Below are 21,520 nucleotides of genomic sequence, written 5' to 3'. Positions count from 1 at the left end.
ACAATGAGACAATCTTTAAAACTCACCGGATTCGGTGAGTTTTTTTATTTTATTTTTGCAAAAAACCGAGACGTGTCTTTTATCAAAACAAAACTCATTGCCATTTTCAAGCAGATATTTCCCAATTCTTATACAGAACTGGCCGTTTTTCTTTTCTTTTTGATCTGTTACGGAGTCCTGGGGTCATATATTGCTTTTCATTACAGGATTATTTTTGACAACAGAATTCCCTGGGATGCTTATTTCAGTTTTGATAACAAAGCGATTATCATGACCGGCGGAAGCTTTGAGAGACACCCTCTTGCGTATTATTTTTTCAATTGGGTCCGGGAATTCTCTTTATGGGTCTCCGGTGGAAAAATGGACTTTACCTTCAGACTTACCCTGGCCTGGCTTAGCAATATAGCAATAAGCTTATGCATGGTCCAGATTTTTAAATACCTAATAAATATTATCCGGCTGCCGCTTCAGATCAGCCTCCTTATTATCCTGTTCTTCGGTCTTTTTTCTACGAGTATCATTCTTTCGTTTACGCCGGAAAACTTCACCTATACTCTGCTTTTACTGAGTATTTACAATTATTATGCAGCGGTAAAGCTTAAAAAGGAGGAAAAAATCCCTGGATCTGCATTAAGCCTTGCGGGAATCACGATAGGCGGTCTCACCATCACCAATCTGGTTAAGGTTTTTATTCCTGTCCTGTTTGAAAAGGCCCTTTTCAGAAGCTGGAAAAAATTTGGAAATGCAGCTTTCCGCGTGACTCTCACTGTCGCCAGTTTTGTATTTCTTTATCTTCTGCGAATAGATTTTAAATATGAAAACATCTTTTCAAAAACCAATCAGCAGTACGAAAAATTCTCTAATGTAGAATCCATTCCGGACTGGGATATGATGCTTTCTTATTTTTTCGGAGGCAGTATTTTGTTCCCAAGCTTTATAACATCCGACAAGCACAATATGAAAGGCTTCAATTTCAAAGGTCTTTTAATGGAGCCCTACTCATCGGCATTCTGTTATGCTTTTGTCATCATCCTTCTGGTTCTTGTTTTGTGGAGTTATTTTAAGAATTTCAAAAATAAGCTGGTACAGATTCTCGCCATTTCATTTGCTGTTGACATTGTGATTCACTGCATCATGAGATTCGGGTTGCATACCTCGTACATTTATGGCGGACACTTTGTTTTTGTTTATCCTTTGCTGCTGGGATGGCTGTTTTATACTTACCGGTCAAATTCCAAAGCTTTATCATTTTTAACCTTGATTATGGGAATTCTATTTGTGTTCCTGCTCACGAATAATCTATTCAGAATGTCTGATTTCTTCCAGTTTCTCGAGAAATATTACCAATAAAAAAAGCTGAGAAAATTCTCAGCTTTGCTTTTTATATTTGATTTAGCTTTTATTTGGCTTCGGCACAGAAAATCCTGTACTGTACAGCGATTGCTGACTTGAAGTATTCTCTGATTTTTGACAGATCAGATGCAGCGCTCTGTTTGGTAAAATAACTTCCTGCAAGGATTTTATAGTTCGGTCTTAAAGAGGCATCCGTTTCCACTTTAAGGTTCGGGAATCTCTTTCTGAAATAAGATTTCACTTCATTGGCTTCTTCATTGCTTTTTACCGTTGTAATCTGGATTTTAAAACCTAAAATTCTCGGGTTCTTTCTGCAAATTTCAGCATTGCTCAGCTCACGGCTCGGCACATAAATTTTTGGCGGTTTTGGAGTGGATACAATTCCACTGTCCGTATTATTTTCTCTTACTGAGGTATTGCCTGTTGTTCTGGAACATTTATCCTCTATTCCTTCCAGGGCAGCATTCACTTTAGAATCCATCGTCATGATCAGTTCTGTACCGGATAGGGTATCTTTTTTAACAACCTGTTGGGCTTCAATATGATAAAACCCAAATAAAGATACGATTGAAAATATTTTGATTAAATTTCTCATTTAAACTTGTTTCTGCAAATCTATTAAAATTAAAAAATTATACCAAACAACACTATTTAGAATCAATACAAATTAAACGTAAATGATATTTTCCCTTTTCCATATACCGTTAAATTCCTGTTAAAAATATTATTTTTGCGGAATTGATTGATTCAATATTTTACTAACATAAGATAATTTAAATGATTAGTTGGAGAAAGCATTATAAACAAACGTTGATCGCGATAGGACTATTGCTATCAACCAGTGCTTCAATTTACGGGCAAGACGGCGATCCTAAAAACGGAGAGAAACTTTTCAAAGCGAATTGTACTGCATGTCACGCGCTGGACAAACAGGTAATAGGACCACCGCTGAAGGGGGTTGTAGAACGTGTAAAGACAGAAGGCGGTGTAGACAGAGATTGGCTTCACAAGTGGATCAAAGACAACAAAGCTCTCAGGGCTTCAGGAGACAAATACGCCAATGAGATTTTTGAAAAATACAACAAGACTGAAATGTTGCAGTTCCCAAACCTTACGGAAAAGGATATTGATGACATTTTAGCTTACACAACTAATCCTCCGGCTCCGGAGCCTGCTGCAGATCCTAAGAAAGATGCTGCAACAGACGCGGCAGCTGCTGCTCCGGCAAATAATACTACAACAAGCGTAGTTATTATTTCACTTATTGCTATTGCAGGTTTATTGGTTTGGATCTTAATTAAACTAAGACAATTAGTAAAATTAGGCCAGTCTGAAGACTTAGCAGGGCTTAACGAAACAAGAGTTAAATCTTTCAGCGAAATTTATGCGAAATACCACTACGTAGGTAAAGCTGCATTGGGTATCCTTGCCCTTCTAGCCGCTTACGGAGTGTGGAACTGGATCATGTGGATCGGGGTTTACAAAGGGTATAAGCCTGAACAACCTATCTACTTCTCGCACAAAATCCACGCTGGAGAACAGAAAATAGACTGTCAGCTTTGTCACTCAAGTGCCAAGTACGGTAAAGTATCTGAAATCCCTTCTATGAACGTTTGTATGAACTGTCACAGAACCATTTCCGAATACAATGCTGATCACTATATGGAGCCAGGAAAAGATAAAGCATTCTACGACGGTGAAATCAAGAAAATCTACGCTGCTACAGGATGGGATCCTGAAAAACAGCAGTACACCGGAAAAACACAGCCGGTAGAATGGACAAGAATCCACAACATGCCGGACTTCGTGTACTTCAACCACTCTCAGCACGTAGTAGCGGGTGAGCAGGCGATCATCAATTCTTTCAACAAAAAGAATCCAAACAACAAAATTGATGTAGTTTGTAAAGCTTGTCACGGAAAAATTGACACAATGAATGTTGTTCAGATGGCCAATGACTTCACTATGGGATGGTGTATCGAGTGCCACAGAACTACTGAGGTTGATATGAACAACGGTTATAATAAAGAATACTTCAAGAATCTACATGACAAGTTGAAAAAACAATATCCTCAGGATGGCGGAAAAATCACAGTAGATGCAATTGGAGGTCTTGAGTGTGGTAAATGTCATTATTAATAACTAAAAAATTAGAAGTATAAATGGCTTCAAACAAAATACAATTTAGAAGTATTCATGAACTTAAAGATCCGGCTTTAAACAATAAGCTGGCTCAGAAAGAGTTTCAGGAAGAAATTCCGGTAGAAGATTTCCTTGGAGATGCTGAACAGAACGGATCCAGTACTTCAAGAAGGGACTTCTTAAAAATATTAGGATTCTCTACAGCAGCCGTAACACTGGCTGCCTGTGAAGCACCGGTAATCAAAACGATTCCTTATGTGGTAAAACCGCATGACATTATTCCGGGGGTTCCAAACTATTACGCTTCAACTTATTTTGACGGATTCGACTTCGCCAGCGTTTTAGTAAAGACCCGTGAAGGAAGACCTATTAAAATAGATCCAAACCCGGCAGCGGGTGATTTAGGGACTACCAATGCAAGAGCTCAGGCAAGTGTACTTTCTCTTTATGACAATGATAAAGTAAAGCAGCCTAAACTGGACGGAAAAGATGAGACTTTCGATAAAGTAGACAGTTTCGTTCTTAAAGGTCTGGCAGATGCCAGCGCAGCAGGTAAGAAGATCGTGCTTTTGTCACACTCTTTCCCTTCCCCTACCTTCAAAAAACTATTTGCTGAATTCAAAGCTAAATATCCTACCGCTGAACTGGTAACTTATGATGCTTATCCTCATTCTGCAGCATTGGATGCAGCTCAGGAAGTATTCGGACAGAGAGCATTACCGGTATATGACCTTAAAGGTTCAGAACTGGTAGTTTCTTTCCAGGCTGATTTCTTAGGAGATTACAACGGAGCAAGCTTAGAAACATCATACGCAGCAGCAAGAAAGCCGGGACCAAACATGTTGAGACACATCCAGGTGGAAGCCAACATGTCATTAACCGGTGCAAATGCTGACTCAAGATACAGATTAAAGCCAAGTGCCGTAAACAAAACATTAATTGAAGTTTACAACGCAATCGTAGGAGGTGGTACTTCTGATAAGACCGCTTCTGAAATTGCAGCTGAACTGAAAGCAAAAGGCAGCAAGGCTGTTGTTTTCGCTGACGGTTCCAAAGCAGCACAGGTTTTAGCACACCTTATCAACCAAAAATTAGGTTCAGTAGCTTTCACAGGTAAAGCGAACTTCCTGAAAGAATTTGATAAAGCTAGATACCAGGAATTCTTAGGATGGGTAAATGCAGGTCAGGTTGGCGTATTGATCGCAAACAATGTAGACCCTATCTACTCTCATCCGAAAGGAGAAGACTTCAAAAAGTCTCTTTCAAAAGTAGCTTGCGTAGTAGCTGTAGCTGACAAGAAAAATGAAATGTACAAAGCAGCGAAAGCTGTAATTCCGGTAGCTAACTGGTTAGAATCATGGGGTGATATTGAGCCTCAGACCGGTGTATATTCATTAATGCAGCCAACAATCCAGAAGATCTACAAATCAAGACAGATTGAAGAATCTCTATTGGTTTGGAAAAATGGTAAAAACAATGCTGCCAATAATTATTACGATTATCTGAAAGCAAGTGCTGCTTCTATCTTAGGAGGAACTTCTTTCAACAAAGCTTTATATAACGGTATTACCACTTCTGCCAATGCGACTGCATTAGCTTACTCAGGAGGAAATGCTGCCCAGGCTCTTGCTGAACTTGGTAACTTTAAGGCTTCCGAATTAGAATTGGTATTATACACCAAACCTTCCATGGGTGACGGTACTCAGGCCAACAACCCTTGGCTTCAGGAATTACCGGATCCTATCACCAGAATGTCATGGGATAACTACCTGACCATTTCTACTAAAGATGCTGAGAAGTTTGGAATTGATAACGATCTTAACGCGAGAATGCAGCTGGATGGTTCTATCGTAAACCTTACGGTAAACGGAGTAACTATAAAAGACGTTCCTGTATTTATTCAGCCGGGACAGGCAGAAGGATCTGTAGGTCTTGCCCTTGGATATGGTAAAAAAGATTCAGGAACTACTGCTGATACGGGAGTAAACGCTTATCCTTTATTTGACGGTTCTAACTTAGCTGTTTCAGGAGTTAAAATCGAAAAAACGGGAGAAGACCACGAATTCGCTGGAATCCAGCTTCAGAATACCCTGATGGGACGTTACGAAATCGCTAAGGAAGTTCCTTTGGCTGAATTCATCAACGTACCTTTCGATGACGAACATAAAGGATGGAACAAGCCTTTGGAATATCACACGATCAGCGGAGCTCTTCCGGCAAGAAAGATTGACCTTTGGGATGCTTTCGATGATACGGACGGGCCTCACTTCAACCTATCCATCGACCTTAACTCTTGTACAGGTTGTGGAGCATGTATTATTGCATGTCAGGCAGAAAACAACGTTCCTGTTGTAGGTAAAGAAGAGATCAGAATGTCAAGAGATATGTACTGGTTAAGAATTGACCGTTACTATTCTTCAAGACAGAAAGTAGAAGTATACGAAGGATTGAAAGAAGGAATGGCTGTACCTGAATTGTACGGTACTGCTTTCGGAGACGGAGGTGCATTAAATCACCCTGCAGACAATCCGGATGTAATCTTCCAGCCGGTAATGTGTCAGCACTGTAACCACGCTCCTTGTGAAACGGTATGTCCGGTAGCGGCTACTTCACATGGTAAGCAAGGTCAGAACCATATGGCTTACAACAGATGTATCGGTACCAGATATTGTGCAAACAACTGTCCGTACAAAGTAAGACGTTTCAACTGGTTTACATATAACCTGAATGATAAGTTCGACTTCAACATGAACAATGATTTAGGAAGAATGGTACTAAACCCTGACGTGGTGGTAAGAACCAGAGGGGTAATGGAGAAATGTTCAATGTGTATCCAGGAAACTCAGGCTACTATTTTAGCCGCTAAGAGAGAAAACAGAAAAGTAACAGATACTGAATTCAAGAATTCTTGTGCTTGTGCTGCTGCTTGTTCTACCGGAGCTATGACGTTCGGAGACATGAATGACAAAGAATCTGAAGTGAGAGAATTGTACTCCAGCAACAGAAGATATTATTTACTAGAGGAGATCGGAACCAAGCCAAACGTGTTCTATCACACTAAAGTAAGAAACAGAGTAGAAAAATAAAGTTTAAATAATAAATAGGTAAAAAATGTCAGGACATTACGAAGCTCCGATAAGGGAACCTCTAATTATTGGTCACAAAACTTATCACGATATCACAGAAGATATTGCACGACCTATCGAAGAAAGAGCAGGTAAACTATGGTGGATTTCACTATATGCAGCATTGGTTCTTTTCCTCTATGGATTCGGGTGTATCGCTTATACTATCGGGACAGGTATTGGAGCATGGGGGCTTAACAGAACTATTAACTGGGGTTGGGATATTACCAACTTCGTATGGTGGGTAGGTATCGGTCACGCCGGAACACTTATCTCCGCAGTATTATTATTATTTAGACAGCGTTGGAGAATGTCTGTAAACAGATCTGCAGAGGCGATGACGATCTTTGCGGTTGTACAGGCAGCCATCTTCCCTGTAATCCACATGGGTAGAGTTTGGGTAGGATATTGGGTATTCCCTTTACCAAACCAGTTCGGTTCTCTTTGGGGGAACTTTAACTCTCCTCTACTTTGGGACGTATTTGCGATCTCTACGTATTTCTCAGTATCAACAGTATTCTGGTTCATGGGACTAATCCCTGACTTTGCAATGATCAGAGACAGAGCTAAAACGCCTTGGACTAAGAAAATTTATACATTCCTTGCTTTCGGATGGGGTGGTAAAGCAAAACACTGGCAGAGATTCGAAGAACTTTCTTTGGTTCTTGCAGGTTTGGCTACTCCACTTGTATTCTCGGTACACACCACGGTATCATTTGACTTCGCCACGTCGGTAATTAAAGGATGGCACTCTACCATCTACCCTCCTTACTTCGTAGCGGGTGCGATCTTCTCAGGATTCGCAATGGTACAGACCCTATTGTTAATTGCAAGAAAAGTATGTCACCTTGAAGAATATATCACAATGTATCATATTGAAATTATGAACATCGTAATCGTTCTTACCGGTGGTATGGTAACGGTAGCTTATGCTACAGAATATTTTATCGGATGGTATTCAGGATCAAGATTTGAAGACTTTACGTACCTTTCACCAGGTGCTGCAGTAGGACCTTACTGGTGGGCTTTCTGGTCATTGATCATCTGTAACCTTGTTGTTCCGGCTTCATTCTGGTTCAAGAGAGCAAGAACGAACATTATCTGGACATTCATTGTTGCATTGATCATCAACATCGGTATGTGGTTTGAGCGTTTTGATATCATCGTTATCAACCTTTCAAGAGATTACTTACCAGGATCATGGACTATGTTTAAGCCAACGATCATTGATGTGGGTGTATACTTAGGAACAATCGGATTCTTCTCCGTATTATTCTTACTATACGCAAGAACGTTCCCTGTAATTGCACAGGCTGAATTAAAATCGATTCTGAAAATTTCAGGTGAAACTTATAAAGCAAAAGAAGGAGATGAGCACCACTAAAATTGTATACGGACTTTATGCTGACGACGACGATTTGATGAACGGCGTTAAAGCATTCAACGATAAAGGAATTGCGATAAACGAAGTGTATACTCCGTTTCCGGTTCACGGACTAGACAAAGCTTTAGGGTTAAAGAAAACCAGAATTTCTGATGCTGCGTTCTTCTATGCTCTTTACGGGGTAACCATCGGAGCTACGGTAACATGGTATGTAATGAACCATGACTGGCCTCAGAACATCGGAGGAAAGCCGGCGTTTGACTGGGCACACAACATGCCTGCATTCGTGGTACCTATGTTCGAATTGATGGTATTCTGTGCCGCTCACATGATGTCATTGACTTTCCTTGTAAGAAACAAAATGTATCCGGGAGCTCCTGCTCAGAATCCTGATCCAAGAACTACTGATGATAAATTCCTGATGGAATTTGTAACTGAAGACGTAGAGTCTGTAAAGCAGTTGCTGATTGAAACCGGAGTTGAAGAAATAACTGTTAAAGATGCTTAAAATGAAAAAGAATGTACTAAAAATTACAGCAGTTTTAGGTTTAACAACGGTTTTACTTAATTCTTGCGGACCAAAAGAAAATGTACCGTTAGTATATTTCCCTGATATGTACTTCCCGGTAGCTTATGATCCGTTGATGAAAGCTCAGGATGCTTATTCAGATCATGAAAATGAAATTCCTGCATTCGTTAAAAATAGTTTTGCAACAGGTCTTGCTCCTGTAGAAGGAACAGTTGCTCAAAATAAAGACGGTATTTTTGAAGAAGGATTACTTCCGAAAAATGTTGATGAGTACAACGCCGGATATGATGCATCCAAAAAAATGACTGCTTCTCCTTTAAATCCTGCCAATGCAGCTAAAGATATTGAAAGAGGAAAAATGTTGTTTGACAAAACGTGTGCAGCATGTCACGGAACCGGAGGTGATGGACAGGGGCCTATCGTACAGACAGGAGCTTTCTCCGGAGTACCTAACTATGCAGACAGAGAACTTACTGTAGGATCTGTTCATTATGTATTAACTAACGGTAGAAATGCAATGGGATCTTATGCCGGCCAGCTTAATGCCGGTGACAGATGGAGAGTAGCCATGTATGTGATGAGTGCTTTCAAAAAAGGAGCAGCAGCACCTGCAGCAGCTACAACTGCTGCCGCTACACCAGCCGCACCTGCAACTGAGACTACTACCGAAACTAAAAAATAAGAAAAGAAATGTATAGTTTTTCACCAAAATTAAAATCAACTTCTATAATCCTTCTTGTTGTAGGTTTAGTTCTATTTGCTATAGGTTTCTTTATGAACAAAGGACTTACTACTGAAAAAATAGAGCATATGATGGAAGCAGTTCATGCTGCCGGTCATACTGCGCCTACCCACTCAAGTGAAATGGTAGGACCTCAGGACCACGCTTCTCATTTGGAGCACGCTGAGCTTCAGGTTCACAACCAGCCACTGGCAGCGCTGCACTTTGTAGCCGTATTTTTCTTTGGAGTGAGTTGTGCTGTATTATTCTTTTATTGTATTCAGCATGCTGCTCACGCAGGTTGGCCTATTATCATCACAAGAGTAATGGAAGCTATTGCTTCTTACATCCCTTACGGAGGAGCTATTCTGGTTATATTAATGTTATTGAATATTTTCCACCAGGCTCACCTGTTCCATTGGATGGACCCGGATTTAACAGATCCGAATTCTGCTCACTTTGATGTGATCCTATTCGAAAAGAAAAGATTCTTAAATATTCCTTTCTATGCCATCAGAACACTTATTTATGTGATCGGTGCTTCTTTCTTCGCATGGAAACTGAAAGCTCAGTCTAAGCTTGTAGACGAAACCAAATCTAAAGTAGATTACCAAATGCTGTACAGATGGGCAGTAGGATATATCGTATTCTTCGGATTTGCTTCCGCAGCATGGGCCTGGGACTGGTTGATGTCTATTGACCCTCACTGGTATTCTACCATGTACATCTGGTATTCAATGGTAAGCTGCCTTTCAAGTGGAATTGCTGTGATTATCCTTCTGAGTGTTTACTTAAAGAAAAACGGATTCTTACCTCAGTTCAATGATAACCACCTGCACGATTTAGGAGTATTCCTTTTCGCTACAAGTATGCTTTGGACGTATACATGGTTTGCCCAGTTCATGTTGTACTGGTATGCCAACGTACCGGAAGAGGTGAACTACTTCTTCGGAAGATTCCAGCACTACTCTCCTACGTTCCTTCCAATGCTGATCGTTAACTTCTTATTACCGCTATTGGTATTAGTGAGCAGCAGCATCAAGAGAAACTACAAAGTGGTAACAACAATGGCTGTAGTGGTTATTCTGGGACACATCTTAGATTACTTCAACATGGTAATGCCGGGAACGGTAGGTCCATACTGGAGAACTCCTGAGGTATTCATCCTGGTATTGGGAGCTATCCTTTTCGTAGTTGGATTATTCATGTTTACAGTGCTTACAGCATTATCTAAACTGAAACTGATCCCTACAGGTAACCCTTACCTTCACGAATCTGAAATTTATGAGTATCCTTTCTAAGGACTTGTAACAGAAATAAAATAAAAAAGACTGATTGTAATGATCAGTCTTTTTTTGTGCCTTTAGGGGAATATTTTTTAACATTCAGGCAACCTTTTTGGATTTTGGTTGTCTATAGAGTAAGACTGATGAATTATTTACAAACTAAAATAAAATATCTTTATGAAAAAAAATCTTCTCTTCTCTACTCTGTTTATTATTTTGTTCAGCTTCATCCAGGCACAGAGCATCACTTTTATTTCTGAACGTACCAACAAGCCGCTTCCAAAAGTTTCTGTTTTCGGAAAAGACGGAAGTATTCTTGCTTTTTCAGATATTGATGGTAAAATTAATAAAGAATCCATCACTCCTGCTCAGGAAAAGTTTCAGCTGGTTTACAACAATTTCCCCGTTGCTCTTCTTACCTACGCAGAACTGAGCCAGGATGTAATTAAAATCAATGATCAGGTTAAAGAAATAGAAACCATAGTCATTAAAAATACAAAACCTGCAAAGTATATAATGATCAAAGGAAATTTCAACGCATACGTTACGCTCAATAACAGGTTGAACAGCTATACAGATGGAATCATCACCTATATATTTGATAATAAAACAAAAAAACTGAAAAGCACGAATATCGAACAGTACAGAGTTTTTAAGCTGGCCGACGCAAAAGATGAAAAAAAGAAAGTTTCATCCTGGGACACTAGCAGCTCACTGGAGCTCCCAAGGCTTAAGCATGTAGGTAATCCTGAAGACTACAAAAAAAGCTGGAACGTCATCAAAGAATTAAAAGGTGATCAGAAAGACCAGATTGAAGTAACCGGTGCCGCACTTCAGCAGAAAGAGTTTTCTCTGTTCGGATACAGGTTCTATGATATCAGAACCATTCTCAATATGTCTTTTGAAAAAGGATCAGAAAAAGGACTTAAAGATTTTTTAGAGTACAATGAAGTGGTATTTCTAAAGCTTAAGCACAAAAGCGAACCTGAGTATAACCAGATAATTTCGTACAATAATTTCTACCCTGCAGAAATGAGCTTTACCAATGAAAATGATATCGAAAAAGTAAAATTCAAAAGCACTGAAAGTAATTATAAAAAAGAATTCTGGAAAGAAGCTGATTTTCCGAATATGCAGACTATCTTCAGCTCATTCTTTAAGGATGATTTAAAAGAGCTGGAAAATACATCTAAAAAATAAATCCTGAATATAAAACCGTAGCATCTGCATTAATCTGGTCATATTAAGTTCTAAATATGAACAAAAGGAAAATAAAAACTTACTCTTAATAAAGGTTTTATTAAATTTGCAACAAACCAGATAAAAATGAAAAAGTTTTCTTTTCTACTTGTTTTCAGTCTCTTGCTTTTTACAGCATGCAAGAAAGATCATGTAGATGCTACGAATACTAAAACGCTGCAGTCCAGTATCAATGATATGACGGCAAGCCTTTCAACGATTAAACAGATCAAATTCAATGAAGCGCTCTATATTTTAAAGACCTTCGGTGTAGAAGCAGATGGCGATGTGGAAGAACTGAAAGCCCTTGGAAAGCTTATTGATGGAAAAAAAGTTCCTGAGATCCTTACCATGGCTGACGAAGTAGCGCAGAAAAATGGTATTGAATGGGCCAGTACATCTCCTCCTTCTCTTGGAGAAATGAATATCTTCGGGGATGACAAAGCTAAAGAAACCGATGCCAATGATGTGAAAGCAAGCTCCCTGAGCATTATGGCCAACCCTTCCGGAGACGACGGAACCGGAGCTCCTACTGCCATTCAGATCGTTCCAAGACTTGTAGATGCTGCAGGAAAGCCTGTTTCATTTACCGGTGCCGGCTTAGAGGCTACCTTAGAGGTTTTCAGTAACGGCGTAAAGCTTTCTACTGCTAAAAACCTGATGCAGGATAATAATTTTAAAGGATTCAACCTGAAGTTCTCTTCAATTCCGGCCGCAAAGGTGGTTGATAATAAAATCGACATTACTGTTTCCGTAAAAACTACGGCCAAGACATTCAAAATGTCTAAAATCGGGTTGGATGTAAATCCGTCGGCTTTAAAAGTTCCGGCTCCGCCAAAACCCGATTCCACTGCAGTAACCCAGGATCCTAACGCTGTGATTGACCCGAATAATCCTAATGCAAATCCTGCTGTACCGGCAGACCCGAATGCAACTTCAACAACGCCTGCCGCTCCTAAACAGCCTACTGCAGATCCAAAAAATACAGTAAGTAAATTCCTGAGCAATGTAAGTTCACAAAACCTTAAAGCTGCTTACGAAAATTCCAGCAATCCAAGCTGGGGAAGCTATGAATCATTCTCCAACCCTACCTCAGGATTTGGGTCTGTGAAAAACGTTAGCGTAAAAAACATCACCACCAATGCTTCCAATGCAAGCGGAGCCAGTGTAAATGCAACGTATGACGTAACGGATAAGAACGGAAAAACAACGTCTCTGAAAGTGACTTTCGGGCTTAAAAATGTAAACGGAGACTGGAAAATTTCCAGTTATAAAATAAACCCTTAATGGCATCACAGGAACTGATCAAAAGACTGGAAGAAACTATTGAAAACTTTCCTGATTTTCCGATTCCGGGAATTCAGTTTAAAGATATTTCACCTATTTTCCTGAACCCGAAACTCTATGAAGATGTAATTGCAGATCTTGTTGCGTTCAGTAAAGGAAAAGTGGATGCCGTATGCGGAATAGAAAGCCGCGGCTATCTCTTTGGGATCGCCATTGCAGTGGCTCTGGAAGTTCCGTTCATTCTGATCCGTAAAAAAGGAAAACTTCCCCCTCCCGTTGTTTCAGAGAAATATGACCTGGAGTACGGAAGTGCCGAAATAGAAACCCGCGAAGGCCAGATCAAAAAAGGCCAGAGAATCCTGATCCATGATGATCTTCTGGCTACAGGAGGAACTACGGAAGCAGCAGCTAAACTCGTAGAAAAACAGGGAGCTACTGTATCACAGTTTAGTTTTCTTATCGGCCTGCAAGGATTAAATGGCGAAGAAAAACTGAAACCATTCAATGCAGAAGTTTATCATATTTTAGAATATTAAACGTATTGTTCTGAATAAATGCTTCGGCTCCGTTCAGCATGACATTTTTTAATCAGTCTGTTTTATTCATTTTTGAAGCAAAACATATAGTATGGAACATGTCATGCTGAACCAGGCTGAAGCATCTTTTTTTATTTAATTCATCAATCACGATCAGCAATTCGCAACATTTTCATAATAATGCTTCAAAGTATTTTGTAAATCATTCAGAAACAATTAAATTTGCATTTCAATTTTTAAAAATATATGGCAAAATTGGGAAAGAATGCTCAGGATGAGCAAGAAGGTAAAGAAACGGTGGAGTTCTTTAAAGACCTTGACAGAGAGGCTTTAAACACTGAAAGATTCCTTGAGAAATATTCAAAACAATTGGGTATTGTATTCGGGGTATTGGTTTTGGGTGTTTTAGGATTCTTCGCTTACAAACAATTTGTAGTGGCTCCTAAGAACGTAGAAGCTGTAAAAAGTTTCCTTGCTGCTCAGAAAAACCAGACGGAAGGTAAAGATAAAGAAGCTTTAGGTGGAAAATCTGCTGCTAATCCTGGTTTTATAGGAACATATAATGACTATTCTGGAACGAAGGTGGGTGAGCTTTCTGCATACAACGCAGGTCTTTTAAAATTCAAAGAAGGAAAATTCCAGGAGGCATATGACCTTTTAGACAAATTTTCATCTGATAACAAAACATTGGTAGCTTTGAAATGGGGTGCTATGGCAGATGCAAAATCTGGGCTTAATAAAAATGACGAGGCACTATCTTTACTTGATAAAGCTTCAACAGCTTCTGACGATCCTTATACCACTTACTATTTCACAAGAAAAGCAGGTATTGTAGCATTAGGATTAAAGAAAAATGCAGAAGCTAAGAAATACTTCTCTGCAATTGACGAGAAATATCAGGACTACGACAACGGAATGTCTGATTCTTATATTGAAATGACTAAATATTACTAAAAAATGGCAACAGTTAATCTTTCGGATTACAAGCCACTTCATATAACCAATGCCGAAGATTTTTCTATCGGCATTGTTTTTTCTGAGTGGAATGATTTTGTAACATACAATCTTCGTGATGCAGCATTGGAAATTCTTGAAAAAGAGGGCGTAAAACCAGAAAACATAAAACTCTTCCCGGTTCCGGGCGCTTTTGAACTTACTTATGCCAGCATGCAGCTGTGCAAAGAAAGAAAGTATGATGCCGTGATTGCCATCGGATGTATTATCCGCGGTGAAACCCCACACTTCGATTTTGTAAGCGCAGGCGTGGCACAGGGCATTAAAGACTGTAATGTCTTAACAGATACCCCAACCATTTTCTGTGTCCTGACAGATGACAATAAAGAGCAGTCCATTGCCAGAAGCGGTGGAGATCTTGGAAATAAAGGCGTAGAAGCAGCCGTAACCGCACTGAGCATGATTGATTTCAAAAGAAAGCTTTCAGACAAAAAGGGAAATATTGGTTTCGGACACTCTTAACCGTTAATATCCCTTAACAGTATACAGGACTATTTTTTAATAGTCCTTTTTTATTGTGGATAGGTGATTCATTGAGTTTTATGCATTTCACATCATTAAAGAAAAAGTTAATTATTCAGCAATAATTCAAAAATTTTATAAGAAATATCATGTTTCGACTTTTTTTTCTTAAAAGTTGTATACAAAAACTATCTTTGCGAAAATTAACAAAGACTTAATGTACATGTTTTCAGGAAAAATAAAACCATTCTTATATTTATGGATTTTCTACGTTATTATCTCACTCATCATTCGGATTATTTTCCTGCTCCATCCAATCACCACAGCCAGCTTTGGTTTTCCTGAAATAGTAAAAGTCTTATCCATAGGTCTTCTTAATGATACTTTTGTTTTTATAATAGCCGGGACAGTAATGGCTGTTTATTTCTTATTTCTGTCGGATTCAAAATATCAAAAGCCATATGGATATATAATTTTCGGAGTATTGATCCTCTTTTTTCTGTACATCCTGCTTGTTCCAAATAATATTTTTGATCAGTATGGAGGGTCTGTCACAGAAATAGCCCTCGGTTTTGTGGCTCTTAAAACTATTTTATTCGGTCTGATTCTTTTTATCCCTTCCAAAAAGATAAAAATCCGCAATACACTCTATTTTATCACGCTCATGTTTTATGTTCTTCTGATCATCTTTAATTCGGTCAGTGAGTATTTCTTTTATAATGAATTCGGGGTTCGGTATAATTTTATTGCAGTGGATTATCTGATCTACACCAATGAAGTGATTGGAAACATTATGGAAAGCTATCCGGTGATTCCTTTATTTCTGGGAATTCTCATCATTACACTGTCCGTGACCTGGTTTATTTATAAAAAAACAAAAGATGAGCTTCTCACACTTCCCGATTTTAAACAAAAGATGCTGCTTTTGGCAACCTTTTTTGTCCTTGCAGGCATAAGTCTTTTAGGCATATCAACTTTAATGCAGATCAGGTCCGACAACGTTTTTGCCGATGAGATCGAAAGCAACGGGCTTCCCAAGTTCTACTGGGCCTTTACCCACAATGAGCTGGATTATTTCCAGTTTTATCCTCACATCAGTCAGCAGCAGGCGGAAAAGAAATTTTTGAGCCAATATACTGATCCTGCTTTACTGAGAAATGTAGTTTCTGACCGGCCGGAACTTAAGAAAAATGTAGTGCTGATCTCTATTGAAAGTTTATCCGCAGATTTCATGGAACACTATGGAGATACTAAAAAAATGACCCCATTCCTGGACAGCCTTGCGGACCGTTCCATGATGTTCACCAATCTTTATGCTACCGGAAACAGAACGGTAAGGGGACTCGAGGCACTGACGCTTTGTATTCCTCCCACTGCAGGAGAAAGTGTCATTAAAAGGGAGGATAACAAAAATAAATTCACCACGGGAAGTGTATTCAAATCCAAAGGCTATGATGTAAAATTCTTATACGGAGGGTACAGTTATTTTGATAATATGCAGGATTTTTTTGCCGGAAACGGCTATGATATTGTCGACAGGAACAGCTTTAAGCCGGAAGAGATCACTTTTGCCAATGTCTGGGGTGTGGCGGATGAAGATATGGCTAAAAAAGCAATCCAGACGATGAATGCGGAAGCTCAATCCGGAAAACCGTTTTTCAATCACTGGATGACGGTTTCCAACCACAGGCCTTTCACCTATCCTGAAGGACGGGTTGATATTCCCGGGACTGCAAAATCGCGCGACGGAGGGGTAAAATACACGGATTATTCCCTAAGAAAATTCTTTGAAATGGCTAAAAAACAAGACTGGTACAAAAATACCGTCTTTGTGATCATTGCAGACCACTGTGCGTCCAGTGCTGGAAAAACTGAGCTTCCGGTTGACAAATACAGAATCCCGGCCATGATTTTTTCAGAAGGTTTTATCCAGCCTCAGAAATTTGATAAGCTGATGTCCCAGATTGATATTATGCCAACCCTGTTCGGCTTGCTGAATTTCAGCTATCAATCTAAATTCCTTGGTCAGGATGTCTTTAAAAAAGAATTCCAGCCTAAAGCATATATCGCAACTTATCAGGATCTTGGTTTCTTAAAAGACAGACATTTAACGATTATCTCACCGGTAAAAAAGGTTAAACAATATGCTTTGAAATTACAGCCCAGCAGCCTGGCTCCGGAATTTAAACTTTATTATGATGAAAAACTGATCAAAAACCCAGACCAGAAACTGGTTAACGATGCTGTTTCTGCGTATCAGTCTACTTCATTCTGGCTGAAGCACAAAAAACTTAACCGATAAGGTGCGGAACAAAACGGCTCTGATTATTGGTGATCAGATGAACACTTTCTCTGATCCCGATACCCGCAGCCTCCTGACCAATCACCCAGCTTCCGATCACCGGATAATTTCCTCCGAAATCGGGAAGTTCAAATAATTGCTGGTAGATAAAGCCTTCTTTACCGTAGATGCCATCATTTTCCTCCACCGGAATATTGTTTTTGTGAATGCTCACATTGGCTCCTTCTCTTGAATAGATTGGTTTCTTGACAAAATCCTTCAAATGCCGTGGCTCGAAATAGGATTCCAGCAGATATGGATGCCCCGGATACATTTCCCATAGAACAGGCAGAATAGCCTTGGAAGAAAGTAAAATTTTCCATGCCGGTTCAATCCACTGGGACCTGAATCCATTTTTCACCAGCTTTTCACCAAATCCGTCCGCAAGGATCCATTCATACGGATAAAGCTTAAAAATATACTCCATCACCGAACGGTCGCCGGCAATGAACTCTGAAACATCTTCCGCCCATCCGATATCCTGAACAGGAATAAACTCCGTATCAAAACCGGCCTGGGAAGCACAGTCCCTCATATATTCCACATTCGTAACATCTTCCATATTGGTAAGCGATGCAAAATAAATATGATGCGGATTCATATAATTCTTAAGATGCGTCCAATACCCTACCAGTTTTTCATGAATGGAATTGAACTGATCTTTATATGGGAAAAGCTCCTGCAGCCAGTACCATTGGATCACAGAACCCTCATAGAGTGAAGTGGGTGTATCCGCATTAAATTCAAGCAGTTTTAGATTTTTACCGTCAAAACCGAAATCAAACCGCCCATAAATAGACGGATGGTCTTCCTCCCAGCTCATGATGATATAATTCCTGAACCATTCAGGAATGCTGAATTGGTCCCAAAGATTTTTTTCAATGATATAATCTACCGCTGCCAGGCACATCTGCCAAAGTTCTGCAGTTGCCCCTTCAATAATATTAATTTCTTCTGAACTCAACTGGTAGTAATGACTTTCATCCCAGTAAAGCCCATCCAGAGAGTGGTATCCGAACCCTAGATTTTCCAGCTTATGCTGCCAGTTTTTTCTGAATTGTGACTGAATTCTTTCCATAATTTAAGATGATGCGCTGAAACCACTTCTCCCCAACTCTCCCCTTACGACATTGCCTTTGTAATTATTTCTTCCTATATTGGATTTGGTGCTTATCGCATCACTGTAATATCCAGCTTTCTGGTAGGCCCCATAGCTATACGCACCATACGGCCTGAATGCATGATACAAAAGAACTCCCGCCAGAAATCCATGACTTCTGGTGTAAGAAGCTGTAGTATCTGACCGCATATAGACTTTCTTTTCTTTCTGATCTTTTGGTTTTTCCTGGGAACAGGCCGCTAATATTCCTGTTACAAAAAGTAATTTTATAGAACCGGACTTTTTCATTATTGAACCGTTATAAAAAATTCATAATCTTTTTTGGTCTTGGCAATATGGTCATAGCCCTCATTGTCCTCGCCTCCGACAAGCGTATCTCCCAGACTGGGAATCGTATCTTTTTTAATGATCTCTTTAAAGAGCTTTTTGTCTTTCCAGATCTTATGTTTAGTGATGAGGACATCAGCAGTATCAAGATGTTCAACGGAAAGCACCGTTTCAATAGAACCGGTCTTATCCACATCCTGTACTTCATCTTCTTTTTCTTCTTTACATCCTGTAAATGCCATTATTCCAACTGATAAAAGGCAAATTTTAATTTTTTTCACGCGGGCAGTAATTTTTCACAAAAGTAGTCATTTAGTAATGATATTATTTTAAATTTACAAGGCAAAAAAAATTTTACTATGAAATGGACAGACGATAGAGGCGGCAATGTAGATGACCGCCGTGGTTCTGGTGGCAGCGGAGGAATGGTTGTAGGAGGAGGGCTAGGAACTTTGATTATAGCTGCAATTATTTTCTTTTTAGGAGGTGACCCTTCCGGTATTCTTAATTCCGGCAGTGTGCAATCTTCCGGAAATACGGAGCAAAGAGAACTTACAGCCAATGAAAAAAAGATTGGGGAAATGGTGGATATGATGGGAAAATGGAACATCATTACCTGGGATCAGATCTTTAAAGAGAATGGAATGACGTATGTAAAACCACAAATTGTTCTTTTTGAAAATACCACTCAGTCCGGATGTGGAACAGCTCAGGCTGCTATGGGACCATTCTACTGTCCTGCAGATCAGAAGGTTTATATGGATATGAGCTTTTTTAATGAACTGCAACAAAGATTTGGGGCACAGGTAACAGAATTTACAGTTGCTTATGTTTTAGCGCATGAAGTGGGTCATCATGTACAGACTCTCCTTGGAACTACCCAAAAAGTTGATGCCTTAAGAAGGAGCGGAAGATATTCCGAAGCAGATATGAACAGGGTTTCCGTGGCCACAGAACTTCAAGCGGATTTCTATGCCGGGGTTTGGGCAAAAAGAACGGATGAAACCAAAGGTATTTTAGAACCTGGTGATATACAATCTGCCATTGATGCTGCACAGGCCGTAGGTGATGATAATATCCAGAAGAGATCCCAGGGTTATGTAAACCAGGAAAGCTTTACCCATGGCTCATCAGCACAGCGTAAAGAATGGTTTATGAAAGGTTACAATACGGGAGACATTAAGCAGGGAGATACTTTTAACCAGCTTTTAAAATAATCCTTTTTTATTATAATTTAAAAACCCTGAAGAAAATCTTCAGGGTTTTATGTTTATTGCAATTCAATCGGGTTGCTGTTTTTCTTAATCTCTTCTTTTACCCGGTCTTCCATTCTTTTCCTGAAATCCCCGGAATTTCCGCCGCCGCGGTTCCCTCCTCCGCCTCTTGGAGGTGTGATTCCACCGCCACCACCGGCAATTCTTGTCTGGGCAAATCCGCCGCCGCCCTGAGTCATGAAGGATACGGGATCTTTTTTAAATTTTTCCTGCTGTTTCACAAAATCACCTCTTTTTACCTTAATGGTATTTCCAAACTGGTTTAAAGCAGGAATTTCTCCTATTTTATAATTTTTCATAAGATCAAAAGAATACTCTCCTTTATCATCTTCAACTTTTACAATGAGCCCGGGAAGTCCACTAAATTTATATGGTCCGTCCTGATAAGGCAGATCAGTAGTAAACCACGCGGTCCATTTTCTTCCGCCAAAATCCGTTTCCGCTTTCTGAACTTTATATTCCCCTATTTTGGTGGTCTCAGAAGAAATTTTCCAGTTCAGAGGACGGTCTTCTTCGTAGACATAAACATCCCTTCCAATTCTATCTTTAAAAGTAGTCTGCTGGCTTTTTTTGTCTTTTTCAATGGAATAGTTAATGTTTGATCTTAAACTTTCCATTTGATCCCTGTTAAATCCTCTTCCGCCTCCGCTTGATACCGTTGCCTGTATGATGGAATCTCTTTTATACCGGTTTTCAGAATAAAAAAGAGACTTTTCTGCAGAAATATCTAAATAGGCGTTTTCAGTTTTAATATCACTTTTATTTTCTGCGTCCGGTTTCATCGTTACCTGATAAACAAACCGGTTGTTCTGGGCAGAAATATGCTGCATAAAGAGCGCCAAAGCAATGATGCCAATTTTTTTCATTGTAGAATAAATTTATTGTTTGGATTTCAAAAGGTTACCAAAGTTAAGCCATCAATAATAAAAATCGATAAAATAAAATTGCGGATTTTTATTTCCTAATTATTGTACGTATTTTTGCATCATTAAATCATTCTAAATAAATACAATGATAAAAGTATCAGATCAAGCAAAAGCAAAAGCCATCCAGCTGATGACAGAAGATGGTTTCAACGCTGCTGAAGATTATATAAGAGTGGGGGTAAAAAGTGGAGGATGCTCCGGTTTAGAATATGTTTTGGGTTTCGACAATAAAAAAACGGATACAGATCAGGTTTTTGAAGATAATGAAATCAAAATTGTTGTAGATAAAAAATCTATCCTCTATTTAGCAGGAACCACTCTTGAATATTCAGGAGGATTGAACGGAAAAGGGTTTGTATTTAACAATCCCAATGCATCCAGAACATGTGGGTGTGGAGAAAGTTTTTCTTTATAAAAGACATAAGATGCTGGATATCAGAATTCAGATCCGTTT

20 protein-coding genes are annotated in these 21,520 nt (G+C 39.4%); 15 read left to right on the top strand and 5 right to left on the bottom strand.

Annotated elements, in window-relative coordinates:
- Positions 1-3: 3 nt before the first annotated feature.
- Entirely contained in the window at positions 4-1,350 is a 1,347-nt protein-coding gene (locus B7E04_RS04310; RefSeq protein ID WP_228439811.1) for a DUF6080 domain-containing protein, read from the top strand.
- A gap of 49 nt (positions 1,351-1,399) precedes the next feature.
- Here the strand turns inward: B7E04_RS04310 and B7E04_RS04305 are convergent, their stop codons facing one another.
- On the bottom strand, positions 1,400-1,948 hold the full coding sequence (locus B7E04_RS04305; protein ID WP_080777529.1) for a sporulation protein: 549 nt from the start codon (positions 1,946-1,948) through the stop codon (positions 1,400-1,402).
- Between the two features lie 182 nt (positions 1,949-2,130).
- Here B7E04_RS04305 and B7E04_RS04300 point away from each other — a divergent pair, with 182 nt between their 5' ends.
- The 12 genes from B7E04_RS04300 to B7E04_RS04245 all read left to right on the top strand — a co-directional run bounded on the left by B7E04_RS04300 (position 2,131) and on the right by B7E04_RS04245 (position 17,380).
- Positions 2,131-3,492, top strand: a complete 1,362-nt coding sequence (locus tag B7E04_RS04300; RefSeq protein WP_080777528.1) for a c-type cytochrome — start codon at positions 2,131-2,133, stop codon at positions 3,490-3,492.
- Between the two features lie 23 nt (positions 3,493-3,515).
- Positions 3,516-6,581: a TAT-variant-translocated molybdopterin oxidoreductase gene (locus B7E04_RS04295; protein WP_080777527.1), complete on the top strand. Its 3,066-nt coding sequence runs from the start codon at positions 3,516-3,518 to the stop codon at positions 6,579-6,581.
- Positions 6,582-6,606: 25 nt separating this feature from the next.
- Positions 6,607-8,004 (top strand): NrfD/PsrC family molybdoenzyme membrane anchor subunit, encoded by a 1,398-nt coding sequence (gene nrfD, locus B7E04_RS04290; RefSeq protein WP_062651516.1) that lies wholly within the window; start codon positions 6,607-6,609, stop codon positions 8,002-8,004.
- Positions 7,991-8,512 carry a DUF3341 domain-containing protein gene (locus B7E04_RS04285; RefSeq protein ID WP_034724188.1) on the top strand — a complete coding sequence of 174 codons (522 nt, stop codon included), beginning with the start codon at positions 7,991-7,993 and terminating at the stop codon, positions 8,510-8,512. Before nrfD ends, B7E04_RS04285 begins: the two co-directional genes overlap by 14 nt.
- Positions 8,505-9,215, top strand: a complete 711-nt coding sequence (locus tag B7E04_RS04280; protein WP_080777526.1) for a c-type cytochrome — start codon at positions 8,505-8,507, stop codon at positions 9,213-9,215. The genes B7E04_RS04285 and B7E04_RS04280 overlap by 8 nt, the downstream gene beginning before the upstream one ends.
- Positions 9,216-9,223: 8 nt before the next feature.
- Positions 9,224-10,555 carry a quinol:cytochrome C oxidoreductase gene (locus tag B7E04_RS04275; protein WP_080777525.1) on the top strand — a complete coding sequence of 444 codons (1,332 nt, stop codon included), beginning with the start codon at positions 9,224-9,226 and terminating at the stop codon, positions 10,553-10,555.
- Between the two features lie 162 nt (positions 10,556-10,717).
- Positions 10,718-11,740 (top strand): hypothetical protein, encoded by a 1,023-nt coding sequence (locus B7E04_RS04270; protein WP_080777524.1) that lies wholly within the window; start codon positions 10,718-10,720, stop codon positions 11,738-11,740.
- A gap of 126 nt (positions 11,741-11,866) precedes the next feature.
- On the top strand, positions 11,867-13,066 hold the full coding sequence (locus tag B7E04_RS04265; RefSeq protein ID WP_080777523.1) for a hypothetical protein: 1,200 nt from the start codon (positions 11,867-11,869) through the stop codon (positions 13,064-13,066).
- Positions 13,066-13,602: an adenine phosphoribosyltransferase gene (locus B7E04_RS04260; protein ID WP_080777522.1), complete on the top strand. Its 537-nt coding sequence runs from the start codon at positions 13,066-13,068 to the stop codon at positions 13,600-13,602. Before B7E04_RS04265 ends, B7E04_RS04260 begins: the two co-directional genes overlap by 1 nt.
- 246 nt (positions 13,603-13,848) lie before the next feature.
- Positions 13,849-14,556, top strand: a complete 708-nt coding sequence (locus tag B7E04_RS04255; RefSeq protein ID WP_080777521.1) for a YfgM family protein — start codon at positions 13,849-13,851, stop codon at positions 14,554-14,556.
- Between the two features lie 3 nt (positions 14,557-14,559).
- Positions 14,560-15,078, top strand: coding sequence for a 6,7-dimethyl-8-ribityllumazine synthase (gene ribH, locus B7E04_RS04250; protein WP_062651536.1), 519 nt, complete (start codon positions 14,560-14,562; stop codon positions 15,076-15,078).
- Positions 15,079-15,301: 223 nt separating this feature from the next.
- On the top strand, positions 15,302-17,380 hold the full coding sequence (locus tag B7E04_RS04245) for an LTA synthase family protein (protein WP_139785355.1): 2,079 nt from the start codon (positions 15,302-15,304) through the stop codon (positions 17,378-17,380).
- Here the strand turns inward: B7E04_RS04245 and B7E04_RS04240 are convergent.
- From B7E04_RS04240 to B7E04_RS04230, 3 genes are read right to left on the bottom strand one after another with little or no spacing between them, the layout of a single operon-like run.
- Positions 17,370-18,497 (bottom strand): glutathionylspermidine synthase family protein, encoded by a 1,128-nt coding sequence (locus tag B7E04_RS04240; RefSeq protein ID WP_185117064.1) that lies wholly within the window; start codon positions 18,495-18,497, stop codon positions 17,370-17,372. The genes B7E04_RS04245 and B7E04_RS04240 overlap by 11 nt on opposite strands.
- A 3-nt stretch (positions 18,498-18,500) precedes the next feature.
- Positions 18,501-18,827 carry a hypothetical protein gene (locus B7E04_RS04235; RefSeq protein ID WP_080777519.1) on the bottom strand — a complete coding sequence of 109 codons (327 nt, stop codon included), beginning with the start codon at positions 18,825-18,827 and terminating at the stop codon, positions 18,501-18,503.
- Positions 18,827-19,147 (bottom strand): hypothetical protein, encoded by a 321-nt coding sequence (locus B7E04_RS04230; RefSeq protein ID WP_139785335.1) that lies wholly within the window; start codon positions 19,145-19,147, stop codon positions 18,827-18,829. Before B7E04_RS04230 ends, B7E04_RS04235 begins: the two co-directional genes overlap by 1 nt.
- Before the next feature lie 78 nt (positions 19,148-19,225).
- On the opposite strand from B7E04_RS04230, the gene ypfJ reads away from it, so the two are divergent.
- A complete protein-coding gene (ypfJ, locus tag B7E04_RS04225) occupies positions 19,226-20,083 on the top strand; it encodes a KPN_02809 family neutral zinc metallopeptidase (protein ID WP_080777517.1) in 858 nt (285 codons plus the stop codon).
- A 53-nt stretch (positions 20,084-20,136) separates the two neighbouring features.
- Here the strand turns inward: ypfJ and B7E04_RS04220 are convergent, their stop codons facing one another.
- Positions 20,137-21,006 carry a GLPGLI family protein gene (locus B7E04_RS04220; protein WP_080777516.1) on the bottom strand — a complete coding sequence of 290 codons (870 nt, stop codon included), beginning with the start codon at positions 21,004-21,006 and terminating at the stop codon, positions 20,137-20,139.
- Between the two features lie 145 nt (positions 21,007-21,151).
- On the opposite strand from B7E04_RS04220, the gene B7E04_RS04215 reads away from it, so the two are divergent.
- Positions 21,152-21,481 carry a HesB/IscA family protein gene (locus B7E04_RS04215; protein WP_062651544.1) on the top strand — a complete coding sequence of 110 codons (330 nt, stop codon included), beginning with the start codon at positions 21,152-21,154 and terminating at the stop codon, positions 21,479-21,481.
- The last annotated feature ends 39 nt before the right edge of the window (positions 21,482-21,520 follow it).

The organism is Chryseobacterium phocaeense, assembly GCF_900169075.1.
GTDB lineage: Bacteria > Bacteroidota > Bacteroidia > Flavobacteriales > Weeksellaceae > Chryseobacterium > Chryseobacterium phocaeense.
The sequence above is the reverse complement of the archived record's forward strand: the minus strand, read 5'-3'. Positions and strand labels throughout refer to the sequence as shown.

Coding starts and splice junctions, on each gene's coding strand:
- ypfJ (WP_080777517.1), top strand. CDS start 19,226: ATGAAATGGACAGACGATAGAGGCGGCAATGTAGATGACCGCCGTGGT.
- B7E04_RS04295 (WP_080777527.1), top strand. CDS start 3,516: ATGGCTTCAAACAAAATACAATTTAGAAGTATTCATGAACTTAAAGAT.
- B7E04_RS04220 (WP_080777516.1), bottom strand. CDS start 21,006: ATGAAAAAAATTGGCATCATTGCTTTGGCGCTCTTTATGCAGCATATT.
- B7E04_RS04265 (WP_080777523.1), top strand. CDS start 11,867: ATGAAAAAGTTTTCTTTTCTACTTGTTTTCAGTCTCTTGCTTTTTACA.
- B7E04_RS04275 (WP_080777525.1), top strand. CDS start 9,224: ATGTATAGTTTTTCACCAAAATTAAAATCAACTTCTATAATCCTTCTT.
- B7E04_RS04245 (WP_139785355.1), top strand. CDS start 15,302: ATGTTTTCAGGAAAAATAAAACCATTCTTATATTTATGGATTTTCTAC.
- nrfD (WP_062651516.1), top strand. CDS start 6,607: ATGTCAGGACATTACGAAGCTCCGATAAGGGAACCTCTAATTATTGGT.
- B7E04_RS04260 (WP_080777522.1), top strand. CDS start 13,066: ATGGCATCACAGGAACTGATCAAAAGACTGGAAGAAACTATTGAAAAC.
- ribH (WP_062651536.1), top strand. CDS start 14,560: ATGGCAACAGTTAATCTTTCGGATTACAAGCCACTTCATATAACCAAT.
- B7E04_RS04240 (WP_185117064.1), bottom strand. CDS start 18,497: ATGGAAAGAATTCAGTCACAATTCAGAAAAAACTGGCAGCATAAGCTG.
- B7E04_RS04255 (WP_080777521.1), top strand. CDS start 13,849: ATGGCAAAATTGGGAAAGAATGCTCAGGATGAGCAAGAAGGTAAAGAA.
- B7E04_RS04280 (WP_080777526.1), top strand. CDS start 8,505: ATGCTTAAAATGAAAAAGAATGTACTAAAAATTACAGCAGTTTTAGGT.
- B7E04_RS04305 (WP_080777529.1), bottom strand. CDS start 1,948: ATGAGAAATTTAATCAAAATATTTTCAATCGTATCTTTATTTGGGTTT.
- B7E04_RS04310 (WP_228439811.1), top strand. CDS start 4: ATGAGACAATCTTTAAAACTCACCGGATTCGGTGAGTTTTTTTATTTT.
- B7E04_RS04285 (WP_034724188.1), top strand. CDS start 7,991: ATGAGCACCACTAAAATTGTATACGGACTTTATGCTGACGACGACGAT.
- B7E04_RS04270 (WP_080777524.1), top strand. CDS start 10,718: ATGAAAAAAAATCTTCTCTTCTCTACTCTGTTTATTATTTTGTTCAGC.
- B7E04_RS04215 (WP_062651544.1), top strand. CDS start 21,152: ATGATAAAAGTATCAGATCAAGCAAAAGCAAAAGCCATCCAGCTGATG.
- B7E04_RS04300 (WP_080777528.1), top strand. CDS start 2,131: ATGATTAGTTGGAGAAAGCATTATAAACAAACGTTGATCGCGATAGGA.
- B7E04_RS04235 (WP_080777519.1), bottom strand. CDS start 18,827: ATGAAAAAGTCCGGTTCTATAAAATTACTTTTTGTAACAGGAATATTA.